A 17,386-nucleotide genomic window follows, 5' to 3' on the forward strand; every position below is an offset into this window, starting at 1 on the left:
TCAGGAGACCCGGAGATGAACACGTCGCAGACCTGCCTTTTGATCGTCGCGTTGCTGCCGTTCGTCTGGACGATGTGCGCGAAGTCGCAGAAGGGCTACGACAATCGCACGCCGCGCGCCTATCTGGCGAAGCTGGAAGGCTGGCGCGCCCGCGCGAGCGCCGCGCACCAGAACTCGTGGGAGGCGCTCGCGCTGTTCACGGCGGCGCTCGTCGTCGCGTGGCACAACGGCGCGAATCCGCTGCGGGTCGATCAACTCGCGATCGCGTTCGTCGTGACGCGCGTGCTGCACGGCCTGCTGTATCTGGTGAACTGGGCGGCGCTGCGCTCGCTGGTGTGGTTCGTCGGGCTGATTTGCATCGTCTGGCTGTTCGTCGCGGCGGCTTAAGCGGGGCCGTCGAAGCCCGGATTGTACGGGGCGCGTACCGGGATGATGGGACGGTGTCGGTTAGGGGCGGGGGGCCGTAGCGATCCATGCGACCGGCCATCGCCATGACGTCCGCGCGTTCCATTCGGGTGCGTCCGGGTGGGGCACCCGGTCAGGATGCCTGAACGATCCGCGATCTGTCGGCCGGATCAACCCACCGGATCGGCGCTCGGCGCGCCGAATCGCGTCGCGGCCGGATCGTCGCGATAGTCCCGGGGCGAACGTCCGACGACTCGCTTGAATGCGTGGCTGAACGCGCTGTCCGAGTCGTAGCCGAGCGACTGCGCGATGACGGATACGGGCGCTTCCGAGTGCCGCAGCTCGCGCGTCGCGAGCTGCATGCGCCAGCGCATCAGATATTCGAGCGGCCCGAATCCCATCCGCTGCTTGAAACGCAGCGCGAACGTCGAGCGCGATACGTTGCAACGCGCGGCGAGATCGTCGACGGTCCAGCGGCGCGCCGGTTCCGCATGGATCGAGTCGAGCGCCGCCGCGATCCGCGTGTCCGCGAAGGCGGCCAGCCATCCCGTCTCGCCGTGTGCGCGCGAATCGGCATAGCACCGCAGAATCTGCACGAGCATCATGTGCGCGAGATGCCGGATCATCAGCGACGTCCCCGGAGACCGCGAGCCGAACTCGTGGGCGAGCCGCTGCAGCGTCCAGCGCAGCACCTCCGCCTGCTCGGAATGACCGTTCACGATCGCCACGGGCGGCAGGCCGCCCAGCAGCAGCTGGACGTTGTCCTCGAAAGAAAACCGTCCGCCGATCAGGAAAAAGTCCTTCGGCTCGCCATAGTGCGCGATGCCGTTCTCGACGAAGCGATAAATGTCGGCCGCTGGGACCGGAGGAACCGACGGATCGCTCGCCAGAGAAAACCTGCGCGGCTCCGTGAGCAGGAAGCAGTCGCCTTCATGCAGCAGCACGGGCGGTCCCGCATGCTCGACCGTGAGCCAGCAGCAGCCTTCGACGACCGCATTGAACTTGATGCCGTCCGGCGGGGGGATGTCGATCGCCCAGCGGCCGCCTGCGCGCAGGCCCGTGAAATACGAGCTGCGCGTTTCCAGCAACGACAGTACTTCCGACAACGGGTCCATGCATCGGCTCCGGACGATCTCGATAGAAATTCGGAGCCGGAGGCATTCACGGTCCGAGCGAGCGGTTCGAGAATGGTACTGCACGACGCCGCGGCCGATGGTCGGCCGCCGCGGCCGCGCAGACAAGGAACCCAGATGACGACTCGACAGCAGCCTCTTCACACCGGATTGGGCGCGGCCGCGACGGCGGCCGGCGTGCTCGACGGCCGCGATCTCGCCGGCATGACCGCGCTCGTGACGGGCGGCCATTCCGGCCTCGGTCTCGAAACGACGCGCGCACTGGCCGGCGCCGGCGCGCGCGTCGTGGTCGGCGCGCGGCAGACCGATGCCGCTCGCGATGCCACACGCGGCATCGCGGGCGTCGAGGTCGCCGCGCTCGATCTCGCCGATCTCGCGAGCGTCGGCGCGTTCGCGGCGCGTTTCGTCGAGGCGCGCACGAAGCTCCACATCGTCGTCAACAGCGCCGGCGTGATGGCCTGCCCCGAGACGCGCGTCGGCGACGGCTGGGAGGCGCAGTTCGCGATCAACCACCTCGGCCACTACGCGCTCGTCAACCGGCTGTGGCCCGTCCTCGCGCACGGCGACGGCGCACGCGTGATCGCGGTATCGTCGCTTGGCCATCGGATTTCGCCGATCCGCTGGGACGACGTGCAGTTCGCGCGCGGCTACGACAAATGGCGGGCATACGGACAGGCGAAGACCGCCAATGCGCTGTTCGCGCTGCAGCTGGATGCGCTCGGCGCGCGCGACGGCGTGCGCGCTTTCTCGCTGCATCCGGGCAAGATCGCGACGCCGCTGCAGCGGCATCTGACACGTGAGGAAATGATGGCGGCGGGGTGGATCGACGAGCGAGGCGAGCCGATCGACCCGACATTCAAGACGCCGGCGCAGGGCGCGGCGACGCAGGTGTGGGCCGCGACATCGGCGCATCTCGCCGGGCTGGGCGGCCTCTATTGCGAGGATTGCGACGTGGCGTCCGTCACGACGGGCAGCGAGGAAGCGGGCGTGCGGCCGCACGCCGTGGATCCGGAGCAGGCCGAGCGGCTCTGGACGCTGTCGGCGGAACTGACGGGGGTCGATGCGTTCGCATCGCGCGCCTGAGCGGCTGTAGAAGGCCCGAAGTGGCGGGCCCTGGCCTCGTTGCGGGAAGGTTCGGGCTGGAGAATTCGCTGCCGCTTCTCCGGCCGGTCTGTCCGGCTCACCTGTACGCGCGACAACGTTCCGGCCGATAATCGACCCCTTTCCTCTCGACGCTCGGGGACGCTCCCTCGCTCATCATGTTTCGCATCCTCTCCCAGCTTTCCGATCCGTCCTCGTGCCTGCCGTCGGAAGACGTGATCGGCTACGTGCAGCGCGGCAACCGCTTCAAGGCGTGGGCGATCGACGGCGCATCGCACCTGTCGGCCCATCCGTTCACCACGTTCGACGACCGCTCCGACGCGCACTGGTTCGCGACGGAACTGTCGGGGTTCCTGAGCCGCGATCTGAGCGAACGGGATTTCGATGCCGGCCGGCTTCGCCCGATGCTGGCAGCGCTGGGGCAGCGTTACCGGTCGATGTCCCGGGATACGCCGCTCTGGGCGTATCCGGCCGCCGCCTGCACGATCGTCGAACTGCAGCGAACGGACACGCACGTGATCGCGGACATCCATCAATACGCGGATTGCTTCGCGTTGTTCGGGGCGGCCGGAATCGGCGAACCGGCCGCCGGGGCGGGCGATTTCCCGTCGACGTCGGCGCAGCGCCGATGGCGGCCGTTTTCGGGGTTTTCCGGCGAACGGCTGGACGATCTCCGCGACCGGCGCATCGAGCAGCAGCACAACCGCAACACCACAGCGCTGACGCTCAATCCCGACAGCGCGGCGAACGGCGTGCATGCGCGCCGGACCCTTGACGCGCCGTGCCAGGTGCTCGTGGGCACCGACGGCGTGTCACGGGCGTGGGAGCACTACGCGCTGATCGAGCAGGACGACGTCATCGCATGGGTGTGGCGGGAAGGGCTGCCGGCGCTGTTCACGCGCTTGAGAAGCCACGAGGAAACGCACGCGCGGTGCGACATGAAATCGAAGGACGACGCGGCGGCGCTGCATATCGCATGTACCTGAATCGGCATTGCGCCGTTCGCCGCGCCGGCGCGCCGGGGCTGACATCGCGGCCGGCCGCGCGCGCCGTGCATCGCCCGGGCCGGAATGCGCGCCACGCCGCGGGCGCGCATTCCACCGCCCTCAGCGGGGCGTCGTCCGCAGCGATGAAGGCCCGCCCGTCAGCGCGATCCGTTCGCCGGTGTCGCGCAGTTTTCCGCCGTTGACCGCATACAGCGCGAGCTGGCGCTCGACATTGAACTGCACGATCAGGTGCCGGCTGTCGGCGGTGAACACGATGCCTTGCGCCGCCTCGCCGCCCGGCAGTTCCGCCGTCTTGACCGCACGGCCGTCGCGGATCGCGAACAGCAGCACCTTGCCGAGCTTGTGGCGCCCGGGGTTGTCGGGTGTCAGGTTCGAGCCGTCCATCGCCTGCACGCCGATCCATTTGCCGTCGGGCGAGATCGCGACGCCTTCCGGCAGCGACGGCACCGTGAGGTGCTGGACCGCGCGGAACGGCTCGCGCGACACGTCGATCAGCGTGACGGTATCGGCGTCGCCCGCGAGCTTGCCCGCGTAGCCGGGCAGCCCGGCGAGCCCGACGTCGCTCACGACCGCCCACTTGCCGTCGCCCGATACGTCGACCGTATAAGGCGCGACGCCGCTGCTCAGGCGCACGCCGCTGTCGGTGACGGTCGTGCCGTCGACGTTCAGCACGGCCACGCCCTGCTCGTCGCGCAGCGAGACGAGCGCATGCCGGCCGTCGTGCGTGAAGCTGATGCCCGCGAGCCGCTTGCTGCCGACCTTCAGTCTGCCGAGCAGCGCGACCCGGTTGCCGTCGATGCCGAGGATCGACACGCCGCCGTCCAGGTTCGCGGTGAGCGCGAGCCGTCCCGCGCGGTCGACGGCGATGCCCTGCGGATGGCTGCCGAGTTCGATGCGGGTGACGGCGGGCGGCGCGGCCGTCAGGTCGACCACCTGCACGAACGTGTCGTAGAACAGCTGCTTCGCGGCCGGATCGTAGCGGGTCGGCGCGCCGACCAGCGCGACGCTCGCATCCGGCGTGACGGCGACGGCCTGCGGCGGCCCCTGAATGCCGTTCTCGACGTCGACCTGCCGGACCACCTTCGGCGGGAACGCGCTCGCGTCGAGCAGCGTGAGCGTGTCGGCGGGCGGGTCGGGCAGGTAGGTGTCGCGTCCTTCCACGCGCTGATACTTGCCGTCGTTGCCCGATACGATCCAGTCGGCGGCGTGCGCGGCGCACGCCGCCGCCGCGATCGTCAGCCCCGCGAGCGCGCGGATTCGGCGCCCGCGCATGGCGGTTGAATGCATGGTGAAGCCCTCCATTGTCGGTCGTGTTGTCGAGGATCGGGTACCGCATGCCGGCCCGGACGCGTGCTGGCCCATCGCCGCGTCCGGCCGTCGGCGATCTTATCGCGTTCGCGCGCGGGACGGCGCCGGGCGGCGCGCGGGCGTCGCGTCGCGGCGGAGCAGATAGTCCTTCAGGAAATCGAGCCACACGCGCACCTTGCGCGGCACGTGGCGCGCGGCCGGATAGAGCGCGTAGACCGACTGGCGCGGGAACCGGTAGTCCGGCAGCGCATCGACGAGGCGGCCCGCGTCGAGATCGTCGCGCACCAGCCAGTGCGGCAGCAGCGCGACACCGGTTCCCTGCAGCGCGAACGAACGCAGGATCGATGCATTGTCCGCGATCAGGCACGGCTTGCCGGCGGGATGGTAGACGCGGGTCGCGCCTTTGCGGTCCTCCAGGGTCCAGCCGGCCACCCGCTCCAGGCTGCGATGTCCGAGGCGCGGCAACGCGGCGAGCGCCTCGGGCGTATCGATCCGCTTGCGGCCCGTCGTCGCGAGCAGCGCGGGGGCGATCACCGGGCGCACCTCGAATGCGTCGATGCAGACGCCGCGATAGCCCGACGCCTGCCGCGTGCGCAGCTGTCCCAGCCGGATCGCGATGTCGAAGCGCTCGCGCACGAGATCGACGTCCGCCGAATGGGTCTCGAGCTGCACCTGCAACGCCGGATAGACGCGCATGAACGCCTGCAGCGCGGGGGCGATCACCATCAAGCCGTATTCGACCGTGGTCGTCACGCGCAGGCTGCCGCTCAACCCGGTGTGCTCGCCGCGCGCTTCGTCGACGGCGATCCGCGCGTCCTCCAGCACCTGCGCGCAGCGCCGGTGGAAGCGCTCGCCCGCATCCGTCAGCGCGACGCGGCGGGTCGTGCGGGTCAGCAGCGTGACGCCCAGCTCGGCTTCCAGCTGCTTGACGTTGAAGCTGACGACGGCGCGCGTCTGGTTGAGCAGCGCGGCGGCGGCGGTGAACGAGCCGGCATCGGCGACCGCGCAGAACATCTCGAATCGATCCAGGCTGACCATCGGGTCGTGCCTCGCATTGTCAAAATAATTCCGCAAGTGTAGCCGGATCATTCGGCTTATTTTGCGCGGCGATGCTCCGTAGACTGTGCGGATCGCTTATTTGCGCGGGCCGCCATGCTGCAACGTTCGAGGATTGCCGTCGTCTACCTGCTCGGGTTCGGGCTCGATCTCGTCAACATGTTCGTCATCAATGCCGCGTATCCGGCGCTCGGCCGCGAGCTGCGCGCGTCGGTCGCTCAGCTCGCATGGGTCGGCAATGCGTACATGCTGGGGCTGACGATCGTGATTCCGGTCGGTGTGTGGCTCGCCGCCCGCTGCGGCGAGCGCCGCGTGCTGCTGGCATCGCTGCTGCTGTTCGCGGCCGGTGCGGCGGGCGCCGCGAGCGCGGAGTCGGGCGCCGCGCTGCTCGCCTGGCGGCTCGTGCAGGGGCTGGGCGGCGGCTTGCTGATTCCGGTCGGGCAGGCGATGACCTATCGCGCGTATCCGGTCGCCGAACGGGCGCGTCTGACGTCGCTGATCATGATGGTGGCGCTGCTGGTGCCCGCGCTGTCGCCGGCGGTGGGCGGGATCGTGGTCGATCGCCTGTCGTGGCGCTGGATTTTTATCGCGATGCTGCCGCTTGCGCTGTCGACCGCCGTTCTCGCGCTGCGCTGGGTGCCGGCGGATCCCCGCCCGTCCGCATTCCCCGGCGCGCTCGACCGCCGCGGGCTGATGCTCAGCGTGAGCACGCTGGTCGGGCTGCTGCTGGGGCTGACCTGGCTCGGCCGGCGCGGGCATGGCGTCGCGGCATCGCTGGCGCTGGCGATGGCCGCGCTCGCCGGTGTCGCGTACCGGCGCGGCGCGCGGCGGCACCCGGCGCCGCTGCTGGACCTGCGGCTGCTGTCGCAGCCGTTGTTGCGCACGGGCGTCGTGGTTTATCTGTGCGTGCCGGGGGTTTTCATGGGCGTCAGTCTGGTCGCGTCGCTCTATCTGCAGGACGCGCTGGGGTTCAGCGCGACCCGGACCGGCGCACTGATGCTGCCGTGGGCGGCCGCCGCGTTCGCGGCCATCGGGACGACGCGCGGCTGCTTCGCGCGGAGCGGTCCGAAGCCGCTGTTCGCGGCGGGCGTGCTGGTCCAGTGCGCCGGCATGCTGCTGCTCGCCGCGCCGTGGAGCGCCGCGCATGGGGAAGGGCTGGGTATCGCGTATGCGTTGATGGGATTCGGCGGCAGCCTGTGTTCGAGCACCGCGCAAAGCGCCGCGTTCCTCGCGGTGCCGGCTGCCTCGATGGGGCAGGCAAGCGCGCTCTGGAACATCAACCGCCAGCTGAGCTTCTGCCTGGGCGTCGCGGTGCTGGGCAGCCTGCTCAACGGCGGGCTCGCGAGCGTCGCGCCCGGCCACGATGCGGAGTCCGTGCGGCGTGTCTATCGTTACTGTTTCGCGGCGGCCGCGGTTTTGACCTTGCTGCCGCTGCCGCTGATCGTCCGGCTGTCGACCGGGGATACGCTGCGTTTGCTGCGCGGCGAAGCGACGGCTTCCTGAATCGAAGATCGGAATGGAGAGGTGATGAACCAACGCAACGTATTTTTCGACGAGGTGCGCGACGCGCACGTCGAGATCCAGCAATGGCTGCGCGGCGAAGCCGCACTCGCTCGCCTGCCGGCGCTGTTGGCGCGTTTCTCGCCGGCCTTTTCGATGATCTCGCCAGCGGGCGCGAAGCTCGATTTCTTGACGTTGACGGCTTTCTTCGCGGGCGCGCACGGCAAGCGCCCGGGGCTGGAGATCGTCATCGAGGATCTGGAGACGATCGACGGCAACGGCGATCGCGCGGTGATCGCCTATCGGGAGTGGCAGGCCGGCGGAGCAGGCGAGACGACGGCGCGTCATTCGACGGCGGTCATGGTGCGGGATGGGGAAGGCCGCATCGAATGGCTGCGGCTGCACGAGACCGCGTGCGCCGGATAGATCCCGAAGCGGCCGGGAAGGCATGTCCCTCGATCGGAGTCCCGTGCAAAAAAACGCCCTCATCGCGTGCTTCGCGGCACGACAACGAGGGCCAAGGGTAGATCGGGTGAATCCGGACGGCGGCCGGGTCAGGCGGCGAGCGCCGCGTCGCGCGCCTCGGCGCCGGCCGGCGCGGTGTCCAGGTCGTGGCGGATCAGGTAGTCGAATGCGCCGAGCGAGGCTTTCGCGCCTTCGCCGACCGCGATCACGATCTGCTTGAACGGCACGGTCGTCACGTCGCCCGCGGCGAATACGCCCGGCACCGACGTCGCGCCGCGCGCATCGACCACGATCTCGCCGTGCTTCGACAGCTCGACCGTGCCCTTCAGCCATTCGGTGTTCGGCACCAGGCCGATCTGCACGAATACGCCCTCGAGTTCGATGCGTTTCACGTCGCCCGAGCGGCGGTCTTCGTACACCAGGCCGTTCAGCTTTGTGCCGTCGCCCGTCAGTTCGGTCGTCTGTGCGTGCGTGACGATCGTCACGTTGGCCAGGCTGCGCAGCTTGCGCTGCAGCACTTCGTCGGCGCGCAACTGCGCGCCGTATTCGATCAGCGTCACTTCGCGGACGAGGCCGGCGAGATCGATCGCGGCCTCGACGCCCGAGTTGCCGCCGCCGACCACCGCGACGCGCTTGCCCTTGAACAGCGGGCCGTCGCAGTGCGGGCAGTAGGCCACGCCGCGATTGCGATACTCGCGCTCGCCCGGCACGTCGATCTCGCGCCAGCGCGCACCGGTCGCGAGCACGATCGCGCGGGCCTTCAGCACCGCGCCGCTCGCGAGGCGAATCTCGTGGATGCGGCCGGGCACGAGCGCGTCGGCGCGCTGCACGTCCATCACGTCGACGTCGTACTGCTTCACGTGCTGTTCGAGCGCGGCCGCGAACTTCGGCCCCTCGGTTTCCTGCACGGAGACGAAGTTCTCGATCGCCATGGTGTCGAGCACCTGGCCGCCGAAGCGCTCGGCGACGACGCCCGTCGCGATGCCCTTGCGCGCCGCGTAGATCGCGGCGGCCGCGCCCGCCGGGCCGCCGCCGACCACCAGCACGTCGAACACCGGCTTGCGCGCCAGTTCCTTCGCGGCTCGCGCGCTCGCACCGCTGTCGAGCTTCGCGAGGATTTCCTTCACGCTGCTGCGGCCCTGGCCGAAGGTTTCGCCGTTCATGAAAACGGTCGGCACGGCCATGATCTGGCGCGCCTCGACTTCCTGCTGGAACAGCGCGCCGTCGATCGTCACCTGGCGGATGCGCGGATTGATCAGCGCCATCACGTTCAGCGCCTGCACGACTTCCGGGCAGTTCTGGCAGGACAGCGAGATGTACGTTTCGAACCGGTAGTCGCCGTCCAGCGCACGGATCTGTTCGACGACCGCGTCGTCGAGCTTCACCGGATGGCCGCCGACCTGCAGCAGCGCGAGCACCAGCGACGTGAATTCGTGGCCCATCGGAATGCTGGCGAACCGGATGCCGGTGGTCTTGCCCGGCTCGCCGATCGAAAACGACGGCTTGCGTTCGGCGTCGTCACGGCGCTCCACCACCGCGACCCGCGGCGACAGCGACGCGATCTCGTTGAGCAGCGCACTCAGTTCCTGCGATTTGGCGCTGTCGTCGAGCGATGCGACAAGCTCGATCGGCCGGCTGATTTTTTCGAGGTACGACTTCAACTGAGTCTTGAGATTGGCGTCCAGCATGGCGATTCGATCCGTGACGAGAGGAGGAGAGAGGCGGCCGGCATCGCGGGCGCCGGCGCCGACGAGCGGCGCGGCCGCGAGGGCCGGGGGATCAGATCTTGCCGATCAGGTCGAGCGACGGCGTGAGCGTTTCGGCGCCCGGCGTCCACTTGGCGGGGCAGACTTCACCCGGATGGGCGGCGATGTATTGCGCGGCCTGCACCTTGCGCAGCAGTTCGCCGGCGTCGCGGCCGATGCCGTTGTCATGGATTTCGCACAGCTTGATCTCGCCTTCCGGATTGATCACGAAGGTGCCGCGCAGCGCCATGCCTTCCTCTTCGATCAGCACGTCGAAATTGCGCGAGATCGCGAGCGTCGGATCGCCGATCATCGGGTACTGGATCTTCGCGATCGTGTCCGACGTGTCGTGCCAGGCCTTGTGCGTGAAGTGCGTGTCGGTCGACACCGCGTAGATTTCGACGCCGAGTTTCTTGAATTCGGCGTAGCGGTCGGCCAGATCGCCGAGTTCGGTGGGGCACACGAACGTGAAGTCGGCCGGATAGAACACGACGACGGACCACTTGCCCTTCAGGGTGTCGTCGCTGACGGACACGAAATCGCTGTGGTGATAAGCGGTGGCCTTGAACGGTTTGATCTGGCTGTTGATGATCGGCATGTGCGCTTCCTTTGAATCGGTGAGTGATGAGGAAGCGCCAGTATGACGATGGGGTCCGCCGCTGTGAAATTGCTTGTCTCAATGGTGGACATCGCGAATTTCTATGTTCGCTGAAAGCGCCTGCCGGCGCGGCTCCGATGGGTCGGGCGCGGGGTTCCCAGGTGCGCCCGCCGACGTCGCGGCGAGCGGCATCGGCGGCTCGCGCGGCCGTGACGCTCCGCATGCGGCGAGCGTCACGGCCGGGGGGGCGCCGGCCGCGCGCCGTCAGTTCACGCCCACCGCGCTCCATGCGCGCGCAACGATCGCGCTCTCCGCCGAATTCGCGCCGTACAGGTCGTTCGCGGCCTGGATCGACGCGCGGCGTGCGTTCGGATAGCTCGAGTTGGCGTTCAGGTAGACCGTCAGCGTCCGGTACCAGATCTTGCCCGCCTTGTCGCGGCCGAGCCCGGTGAAGGTCGTGTCGCCGTTGCAGACCAGCTGGTTGCGCGACAGCGCGCTGTCCGTCGACGGCACCGTCGCGCCTTCCGCCAGCAGATAGAAGAAGCGGTTGCCGATCCCCGACGTGAAGTGCGGATCGTGGCGCGGATTCGACCACGAGAAGCCGCCGGACGGATAGCAGCTGTACGAGCGGCCGTCGAGTTCCTGCTTGTACATCTTGCGCAGCCCGCCGTTCACGATGCGCGCGCCGATCACGTAGTTGCCGGGATCGTTCGGATTGCTCGCGTAGAACTTGACGAGCGTACCGAAGATGTCGGAGGTCGATTCGTTCAGGCCGCCCGCGTCGCCCGAATACGCGAGGTTGGCGCTGGCCTCGGTCACGCCGTGGCTCATCTCGTGTCCGGCGACGTCGATCGACACGACCGGCTTCGACACGCTGGTGCCGGGGTCGCCGTCGCCGTAGGCCATCACGCCCGACGACAGCCACGCCGCGTTCGCGCCGCTCGCCCCGCCGCCCTGCGTACGGAACAGCACGTGCGCGTAGCTCTTCACGCCGCGTCCGTCGTTGGCGATGCCGTTGCGGTTGTGCGCGCTCTTGTAGTAATCCCAGGTCATCGCGAGGCCGTAGTCGATGTCGGCGGCGACGGTCTGGCGATCGGTGGTCGAGCCGGTGCCCCAGACGTTCGTGCTGCTGGTGAAGATCGGCAGATCACCGGCTTGCTCGACCGCGTCCGAGGTCAGCCCGCGGCCGTCGTACACCGAACCGTTGCCGCGAGTCGGATCGAGCATCCGATAGGCGTTCGCGCCGGTCTGGTCGGTCGTGAGCGGGATGTTGCCGTAGTAGAGCGAGCGGCCGGTGCCGGCCGCGGCGGCGGTCTTGATCAGGTCCTGCGCGTCCAGCAGCGCGCCCGTGTGCGCATCGACGTAGTAGCGCACGCCTTCCGTATGCGCGTCGCTCGCGCTGCCGTACACGCTCACCGCATAGGCGAGCACCGTCGCCGGGCCGCGCGCGAACACGACGAGCGACGGCGCGTCGATCCGGGTGACGTCGGCGGCAAAGCGGGATACCGCGATCCGTTGCGCCGCGGCCGCGCTGACGTCCGGCGCGTTGCGCACGAATGCGCGGTCGCCGCTCTTGCCGATCCGGCCCGCGAGCTTGACGGGCGCGGTCTGGGTCAGGCTGCTCTGTTTCAGCTGCCCTTGGCTCGAATGAACGACGACGTCGCCGCCGACGACCGGCAGGCCGCCATGGAAGCGATCGAAGCGGACGTGTTCGGTGCCGTCGCGATCGACGATGACGTCGCGGACCTTGAACTGGTCGCCGTCCGCCGGTGCGTTCGCGAAGGTGGAGAAATCCAGCGCGCGGGCCGTGCGCGCCGACGGGCTCGCGGCCAGGTTGAAAGCGGCCGGATTGTTTTGGATAACCAGCAGCGCGCGGTCGACGATAGTCTGCCGATCCGCGTTTTCTGCCCAAACGGCGGCACTGGTCAATGAAATGATGCAGGCGGCGGCTAGATATGACAGTTTATTCATGCAATCCCCCAAATGATTTAAAGACACGCGTTGATTCGATTAACGGATTAAGCGTCTGCTGTAAACGTCGAGGTGCATCGTGAACTGCCAAGTCATGCTAGGCACCGGATTGTGCAATTACAAGGGAATTACTCATAAATTAATATTGGCTGTATTTGTAAATAAAACGGCTTATTTTTATTCCGGATATCGAATTCGAGGCGGATTGATTTATTGGCGCGCATTAATGACCGGAGGGAGTCGTCGCGAGGCGCCGGTTTTCATGGCAGGGTGGCGGTGCGGATGCGAGCCCGGTTCGAGACCGCGGGCAGTCGAATCGATCAGCGGCGGGGGCGAGGAAAACGGCGGAAGGGGCGGTCCGGTATTCGCATCGCGCAGGGATGCGGTGTCGGAGGGAAAACGCGGAGGGAGGTGTAGGCCGGCCGCTTCATCGCGCTCGATGCGCGTCGCATACGGCGGAGACGCAGCGTCTCGTCAGAAAAAAGGGCGACGCACCGCGCGGAGCGGTGGTCGCCAACGGCGGATACCGAGGGAATATCCGCGGACACACACGACGTCCGGCGTCTTCGACGGGATGAGGAGCCGGACGCCGTTCACACGCACGATGATGCGTTCAGCCGTCCTTAGTTGCTGCCGACGATGCTGAGCGCGCTGCTGTAGTTCTGCTTCAGCCAGACCTTGTTCGCGGACGGATTCGCCGGGTCGTACGAGACGGCGTTGCCGGAGCGCACGCCGATGCGCACGATCGAGCCGTGCTGCGCGTTGACCTGATCGGCCAGCTGTTTCGCCCAGGCCGTCGATTCGAGATTCTTCGACGTGATCGGATAGCGCACGTCGACCACTTCCTCGCCGCGCGAATCCGCGCCGCCCATCACGCGGAACCGCACCTGTTGACCTGCCTGCGGCGCGAAGCCGCGCTGGACGAGCACGCCGTCCTCGATCCACGGGAAGCTCGCGATGCCCTGGTCGGCGCCGATCGACACGTCGCTACAGTTGAAGAAGCCTTCGTTGCCGGCGTCCTTGCGCTGCCAGTAGCTGTAGATCACGGCGTCGCCCGTGCGGCCGGGCGGCAGCGTCACGTTGAGCTTGTAGAACGACTGGATCGAACCCGGCAGGTGGCCTTCGCCGTTCGCGGGCGTCGGGGCGGCAGCGGGCGCGTCGTAGATCTGCTGCAGGTCTTCCCAGCGCAGCGGCTGCGATGCGTTGTACGACGGCTTGGAGATGAACACGCGCATCCGCGCCGGATTGTGCGATTGGGTGTTTTCCCAGACCAGTTCGATCTGGCCGTTGCGCGGCGCGATCTGCGTCTTGCGCCAGCTCGCGGCGGGCACGTCGAGGCCCGCTTTCTGGCGATCGCCGCCCGCGCACAGCAGACCGTCGGGCACGGCTTCCTTCAGCTTGGCCAAGTCGTCGCCCTGGCCGATCGGGTTCGCCGACACCTCGTTCCATTGCGTGAACGGATAGGCGGACTGACTGGCGGCGCGGCAATCGTCGTGCGGAATCGCCGAGCCGTCCTCCGGGTACCAGTAGCCTTCCTCGAGCCGGCACTGGTACTGCCGCGCGATCGGATAACCGACCGCGCCGTGCGCCGCGGCTTGCCGGACCGGCGCGAGCGTCGCGCCGACGGCGGCCAGCAACGTGAGGCCGGTGACGAGCGTGGCGGCTCGGCGGGCGGGGTGGTGGCGTGACGCGGTGCAGATTAGCGACTTCATCGGTTTTTCTCCTTGCATGTCATTGAAATGACGTGATGTCGGCAGCGCAGCCGCGCTGCGGCGGCTTCAGGGGGCCGCGCCCAGCGACATCGCGTGATGGAACACGTGTTGCGGATCGTAGGTGTGCTTGATGGACACGAGTTCGTCGTAGAGCGTGCCGTAGTACAGCTCGCCCCAGCGATAAAGCGGGGTGCCGGGCGCTTCGCCCGTCAGCATGTCGACGTCCGGGTAGTTGATGTAGCAGCCTTCGTAGCGCGAGCCGGGCAGCGCTGCGGAGTCCGGGTACGGCGTGCCGTTGAAGCCGTCGTGCCGGTAGACCGCGTAGTAGAGATCGCGCATCCATGTCAGGTGCTTGGCGTCGTTGGCCGGCTCGGTCCAGTAAGTCTGGTACTGCAGCTTCATGATCGAGCGGCGCTGCGGCACAGCGGTCTCGTTGCGCGCCGGGTCGAAGTGAGGGTTGCCGCTCGACACGTGATTGATCGCGCCGCCGTACGAGTCGATCTGCACGAGCGATTGCGCGAAATCGGGGTCGTCCTTGTGCACGTCGGTCAGATGGTGATGGAGCGCATCGAGTTCGTGCTGCGTGAAACGATGCTTCATGTACGCCGACTTGTACTTGCCGCGCTGGTTGTTGCCGGAACTGTTGAAGGTCTGGGTCGCGTAGAGCCAATCCATCGCCTGCGAGTGGTCGGGCAGCCCGCGCGCGGCGAGCGCGCCCGGCGGCGTGCCGACGAACGGCTGGCCCGCGCCGGGCAGGTAGGCATTCTGCAGACGCTTCTCGAACGGCGCGATGGCCTTCATGAAGGCCTGCAGCGGGCCGAGGTCGGCGATGCCGCCGTGGCGGTCGGTGTACTGGACCACGAGGCCGATGTTGCCGGCCGACACATGGGTCAGCTTGAGGATCGTGAAGAGGCCGTAGGTATCGGGTTCCCGGTCGGCCGCGCTCAGGAAATCGCCGTACGCGGTGACGAAGTCGTCGAAGCGCGCGCGGTTCGCGCCGGTGAATTGCGCCCACGGGAATTGCAGCAGCAGGACCACCACCTGGCGCGGCGCGACCGGCAGGTCGTCGAAGTAGTAATGCGTGATCAGGCCGGCGTTGTTGCCGCCGCCGCCGCGGCACAGCTTGAAGAGGTCGGGATGTTGCGTCGCGTTCGCGTGCACGGGCTGCGCGGATCGACCGTTCGCGATCACGATGTCGACGCCCGAGAGCCAGTCGACGGTCAGCCCGTGCAGTCTCGACAGCAGCCCGTAGCCGCCGCCGCAGATGTGTCCGCCGAAACCGACCGAATAGCACGAGCCGCCGGGAATCGTCTTGCCGAAATTCTTGTAGAGATTCAGGTACGCGTTCCAGTTCTGCTGGCCGGCGGCGACGCGAAACGCGTAGCGGCGGCCGCTTTCCGTCACGTTCGCCTCGATGCCCGTCAGGTTGCCGATGTCGACGATCACGCCGCCCGGGTTGTTCGAGACGAAGCCTTCGTAGCAGTGCCCGCCGCTGCGGATCGTGGGCCGCAGGCCGCTCAGCAGCGCGAATTCGATCGCCTGTCGCGCGTCCGCCGCCTGATTGCAGATCAGGATGCGCTGCGCTTCCTGGCCGGGGGAGGGCCAGCGCAGGTTGAAGCCTTTCTTGACGGTGTCGTAGCGGGCGTCGTGATGATCGATCGGAATGTAGCTCAAGCTCGCTTTCCCCTGAGGGTCTCTCGTTCGAGTGATGCCGTGTCGTTTTGATTGGGCCGCGATGCGCGTCGCGGCATGATTCCGCCGGAAGCCATTAATTAAATGTTAGTTGAGCGACGTTCGCGCGGGGAGCTACCAGAAATGGCAGGCGGCGAGGCGGGACGGTGTGGTGTAGGCCGGGGCAGCGCGGGTGCGTGGCGCATGAGAGGCTGCGATGCGTCGCGTGACGTGCATGAATGTTGGGGGGCAATGGCGGGAGCGTGCGCGAGCGAGAGGGCACGCTCATGCGCGAGCATCGAGCGGCTGATACCGATCGTCGTTAGAAAAGCCGGCGGCACATGCTTATCGCTTCTCAGGGCATGTGAGCGCCGGGCAATGTGAGGGTTTCGAGTGAGCTGCCTGCGCGATGGATGCCGGACGCGATTGGTGCCGGCATCTCGACAGGAGCGATCCGCGCGGCTTGATGTCGCGGCTGATCGTGTCAACAGGCTGAGCCGGGATCTACGATCCGGTATAAGCGGCGCTGAAGATGCAGCTGCTGATTACGCCGTATCCATCGGAGGTCTTCGCGCCCGTCGTGGTGACGGTCAAGGTACGGCCGGAATAGACGCTGGCCACCATGGCGGTATAAATGTGATCTATCGCCGATTGACCTCTCTGGGGGTCGGCTATGAATCGCGTATTGAAATTATTTCCTTTTGGGTCGGCCAGGGTGACCAGGAAGTTGTTGGTGTAAGAGAGAGAGGGGCTCACTTCGACGCGAGTGGCTTTCACGTTCTCATAGACATCTAGGATTTCGGGAATTTTTTGGTCCATTTTTCGTGTCCAGGTAATTTGGAAAATTTTTTGCCGAATAGACGGATGCGAATAGTCGGCTTTGTTTACTATAGAAATTGATGAAAGATAGTCAATTCAAATGATCGCGATCTGATTTATTGAATGCTGAATCGGATTGAGATTGAATGTGAGTGAGATACTGCGAAATCTGGTAGTTGACTATCCCGGCAGTGAGGTTGATCCTGATTTGCGCGCGAGCGGAAACTTGCTTGGCGTGAGTCGAATTCGATTTTAAAAATTGGAATGATTAAGGCGACTTATATATTGTCTGGCGCCAATCACACTATTCGAGGAAGTCATGACGACACGCTATGTATTGGTTGTGGTCAATGTCGGGAAAGCCATCCAGAATAACAATCTCGCCGATTATGTGTACATGGTGGATACGACCGGCCATGTGGGCTACAACGGAGAGGGCGGAAACGAGCTGCTGACCTTATGCAGAGTGCGGGATACGATTGTCTGGTCGGTCGTTTCAATCAATCCCGGCAACGATGTCGCGATTTCCGGGTTCGGTGGTCAGGCGATAAGGGAGGAGATGATCACGCCCACGCAGATCGCCGGGACGGGCGGCACATCCTGGTCGTCGATCGTCAGTAAGACCGGAACGGGCGTTCAGTACACGTTGTCGCTCATCCTCGATGACGACGTCGCTCATCCGAAATCATTCGACCCGTTCATTACTGCAACGCCGATTGGCAACATCACGGATGACGAGTGACCGGATTGGCGCTGCGATTCAGTTCGGTCTCGTCCGTGCGGCCGCGAATCGGGCAACCGGTGTATCCCGGCGTCCGGCGACCTAAAAAGGCCGTTGTTCCGCCGGGCTGAGGCCGGCCACGGCGGAAGAGCCGGTTGCCGGATGTGACTGGAC

Annotated in this window: 15 protein-coding genes; 6 read left to right on the forward strand and 9 right to left on the reverse strand. The window is 66.7% G+C overall.

The features are described 5' to 3' along the window. Nucleotides 1-15 precede the first annotated feature (15 nt). On the forward strand, nt 16-387 hold the full coding sequence (locus RZR99_RS00855) for an MAPEG family protein (protein ID WP_323117822.1): 372 nt from the start codon (nt 16-18) through the stop codon (nt 385-387). Nucleotides 388-575: 188 nt separating this feature from the next. Here the strand turns inward: RZR99_RS00855 and RZR99_RS00860 are convergent, their stop codons facing one another. Then, nucleotides 576-1,520, reverse strand: a complete 945-nt coding sequence (locus RZR99_RS00860; protein ID WP_323117823.1) for an AraC family transcriptional regulator — start codon at nt 1,518-1,520, stop codon at nt 576-578. A 135-nt stretch (nt 1,521-1,655) separates the two neighbouring features. Here RZR99_RS00860 and RZR99_RS00865 point away from each other — a divergent pair, with 135 nt between their 5' ends. Continuing rightward, nucleotides 1,656-2,621: an SDR family NAD(P)-dependent oxidoreductase gene (locus RZR99_RS00865; protein ID WP_323117824.1), complete on the forward strand. Its 966-nt coding sequence runs from the start codon at nt 1,656-1,658 to the stop codon at nt 2,619-2,621. A 176-nt stretch (nt 2,622-2,797) separates the two neighbouring features. Next, a complete protein-coding gene (locus RZR99_RS00870) occupies nt 2,798-3,625 on the forward strand; it encodes a hypothetical protein (protein ID WP_323117825.1) in 828 nt (275 codons plus the stop codon). A gap of 120 nt (nt 3,626-3,745) precedes the next feature. Here the strand turns inward: RZR99_RS00870 and RZR99_RS00875 are convergent, their stop codons facing one another. Both RZR99_RS00875 and RZR99_RS00880 read right to left on the reverse strand, forming a co-directional pair. Further along, a complete protein-coding gene (locus RZR99_RS00875; RefSeq protein ID WP_323117826.1) occupies nt 3,746-4,933 on the reverse strand; it encodes a YncE family protein in 1,188 nt (395 codons plus the stop codon). 99 nt (nt 4,934-5,032) lie between these two features. Continuing rightward, nucleotides 5,033-5,992: a LysR family transcriptional regulator gene (locus RZR99_RS00880; RefSeq protein WP_323117827.1), complete on the reverse strand. Its 960-nt coding sequence runs from the start codon at nt 5,990-5,992 to the stop codon at nt 5,033-5,035. A 114-nt stretch (nt 5,993-6,106) separates the two neighbouring features. Here RZR99_RS00880 and RZR99_RS00885 point away from each other — a divergent pair, with 114 nt between their 5' ends. Continuing rightward, nucleotides 6,107-7,513 carry an MFS transporter gene (locus RZR99_RS00885; protein ID WP_323117828.1) on the forward strand — a complete coding sequence of 469 codons (1,407 nt, stop codon included), beginning with the start codon at nt 6,107-6,109 and terminating at the stop codon, nt 7,511-7,513. Nucleotides 7,514-7,537: 24 nt separating this feature from the next. Next, the gene (locus tag RZR99_RS00890; RefSeq protein WP_323117829.1) at nt 7,538-7,936 is read left to right on the forward strand and encodes a DUF4440 domain-containing protein; all 399 of its coding nucleotides are present in this window, start codon (nt 7,538-7,540) and stop codon (nt 7,934-7,936) included. Between the two features lie 128 nt (nt 7,937-8,064). Here the strand turns inward: RZR99_RS00890 and ahpF are convergent, their stop codons facing one another. From ahpF to RZR99_RS00920, 6 genes are all read right to left on the reverse strand, one after another. Then, a complete protein-coding gene (ahpF, locus tag RZR99_RS00895; protein WP_323117830.1) occupies nt 8,065-9,663 on the reverse strand; it encodes an alkyl hydroperoxide reductase subunit F in 1,599 nt (532 codons plus the stop codon). 91 nt (nt 9,664-9,754) lie between these two features. Beyond that, a complete protein-coding gene (gene ahpC, locus RZR99_RS00900; RefSeq protein ID WP_323117831.1) occupies nt 9,755-10,318 on the reverse strand; it encodes an alkyl hydroperoxide reductase subunit C in 564 nt (187 codons plus the stop codon). 264 nt (nt 10,319-10,582) lie between these two features. Further along, nucleotides 10,583-12,289 carry a M4 family metallopeptidase gene (locus RZR99_RS00905; protein ID WP_323117832.1) on the reverse strand — a complete coding sequence of 569 codons (1,707 nt, stop codon included), beginning with the start codon at nt 12,287-12,289 and terminating at the stop codon, nt 10,583-10,585. 623 nt (nt 12,290-12,912) lie between these two features. Continuing rightward, nucleotides 12,913-14,001 carry a lytic polysaccharide monooxygenase gene (locus RZR99_RS00910; RefSeq protein WP_323117833.1) on the reverse strand — a complete coding sequence of 363 codons (1,089 nt, stop codon included), beginning with the start codon at nt 13,999-14,001 and terminating at the stop codon, nt 12,913-12,915. A gap of 66 nt (nt 14,002-14,067) precedes the next feature. Then, entirely contained in the window at nt 14,068-15,675 is a 1,608-nt protein-coding gene (locus RZR99_RS00915; RefSeq protein WP_323117834.1) for an FAD-binding oxidoreductase, read from the reverse strand. 501 nt (nt 15,676-16,176) lie between these two features. Then, a complete protein-coding gene (locus RZR99_RS00920; RefSeq protein ID WP_323117835.1) occupies nt 16,177-16,491 on the reverse strand; it encodes a hypothetical protein in 315 nt (104 codons plus the stop codon). Nucleotides 16,492-16,810: 319 nt separating this feature from the next. On the opposite strand from RZR99_RS00920, the gene RZR99_RS00925 reads away from it, so the two are divergent. Beyond that, a complete protein-coding gene (locus RZR99_RS00925; protein ID WP_323117836.1) occupies nt 16,811-17,233 on the forward strand; it encodes a hypothetical protein in 423 nt (140 codons plus the stop codon). Nucleotides 17,234-17,386: the final 153 nt, after the last annotated feature.

It is taken from the genome of Burkholderia alba (genome assembly GCF_034721475.1).
Taxonomy (GTDB): domain Bacteria; phylum Pseudomonadota; class Gammaproteobacteria; order Burkholderiales; family Burkholderiaceae; genus Burkholderia; species Burkholderia alba.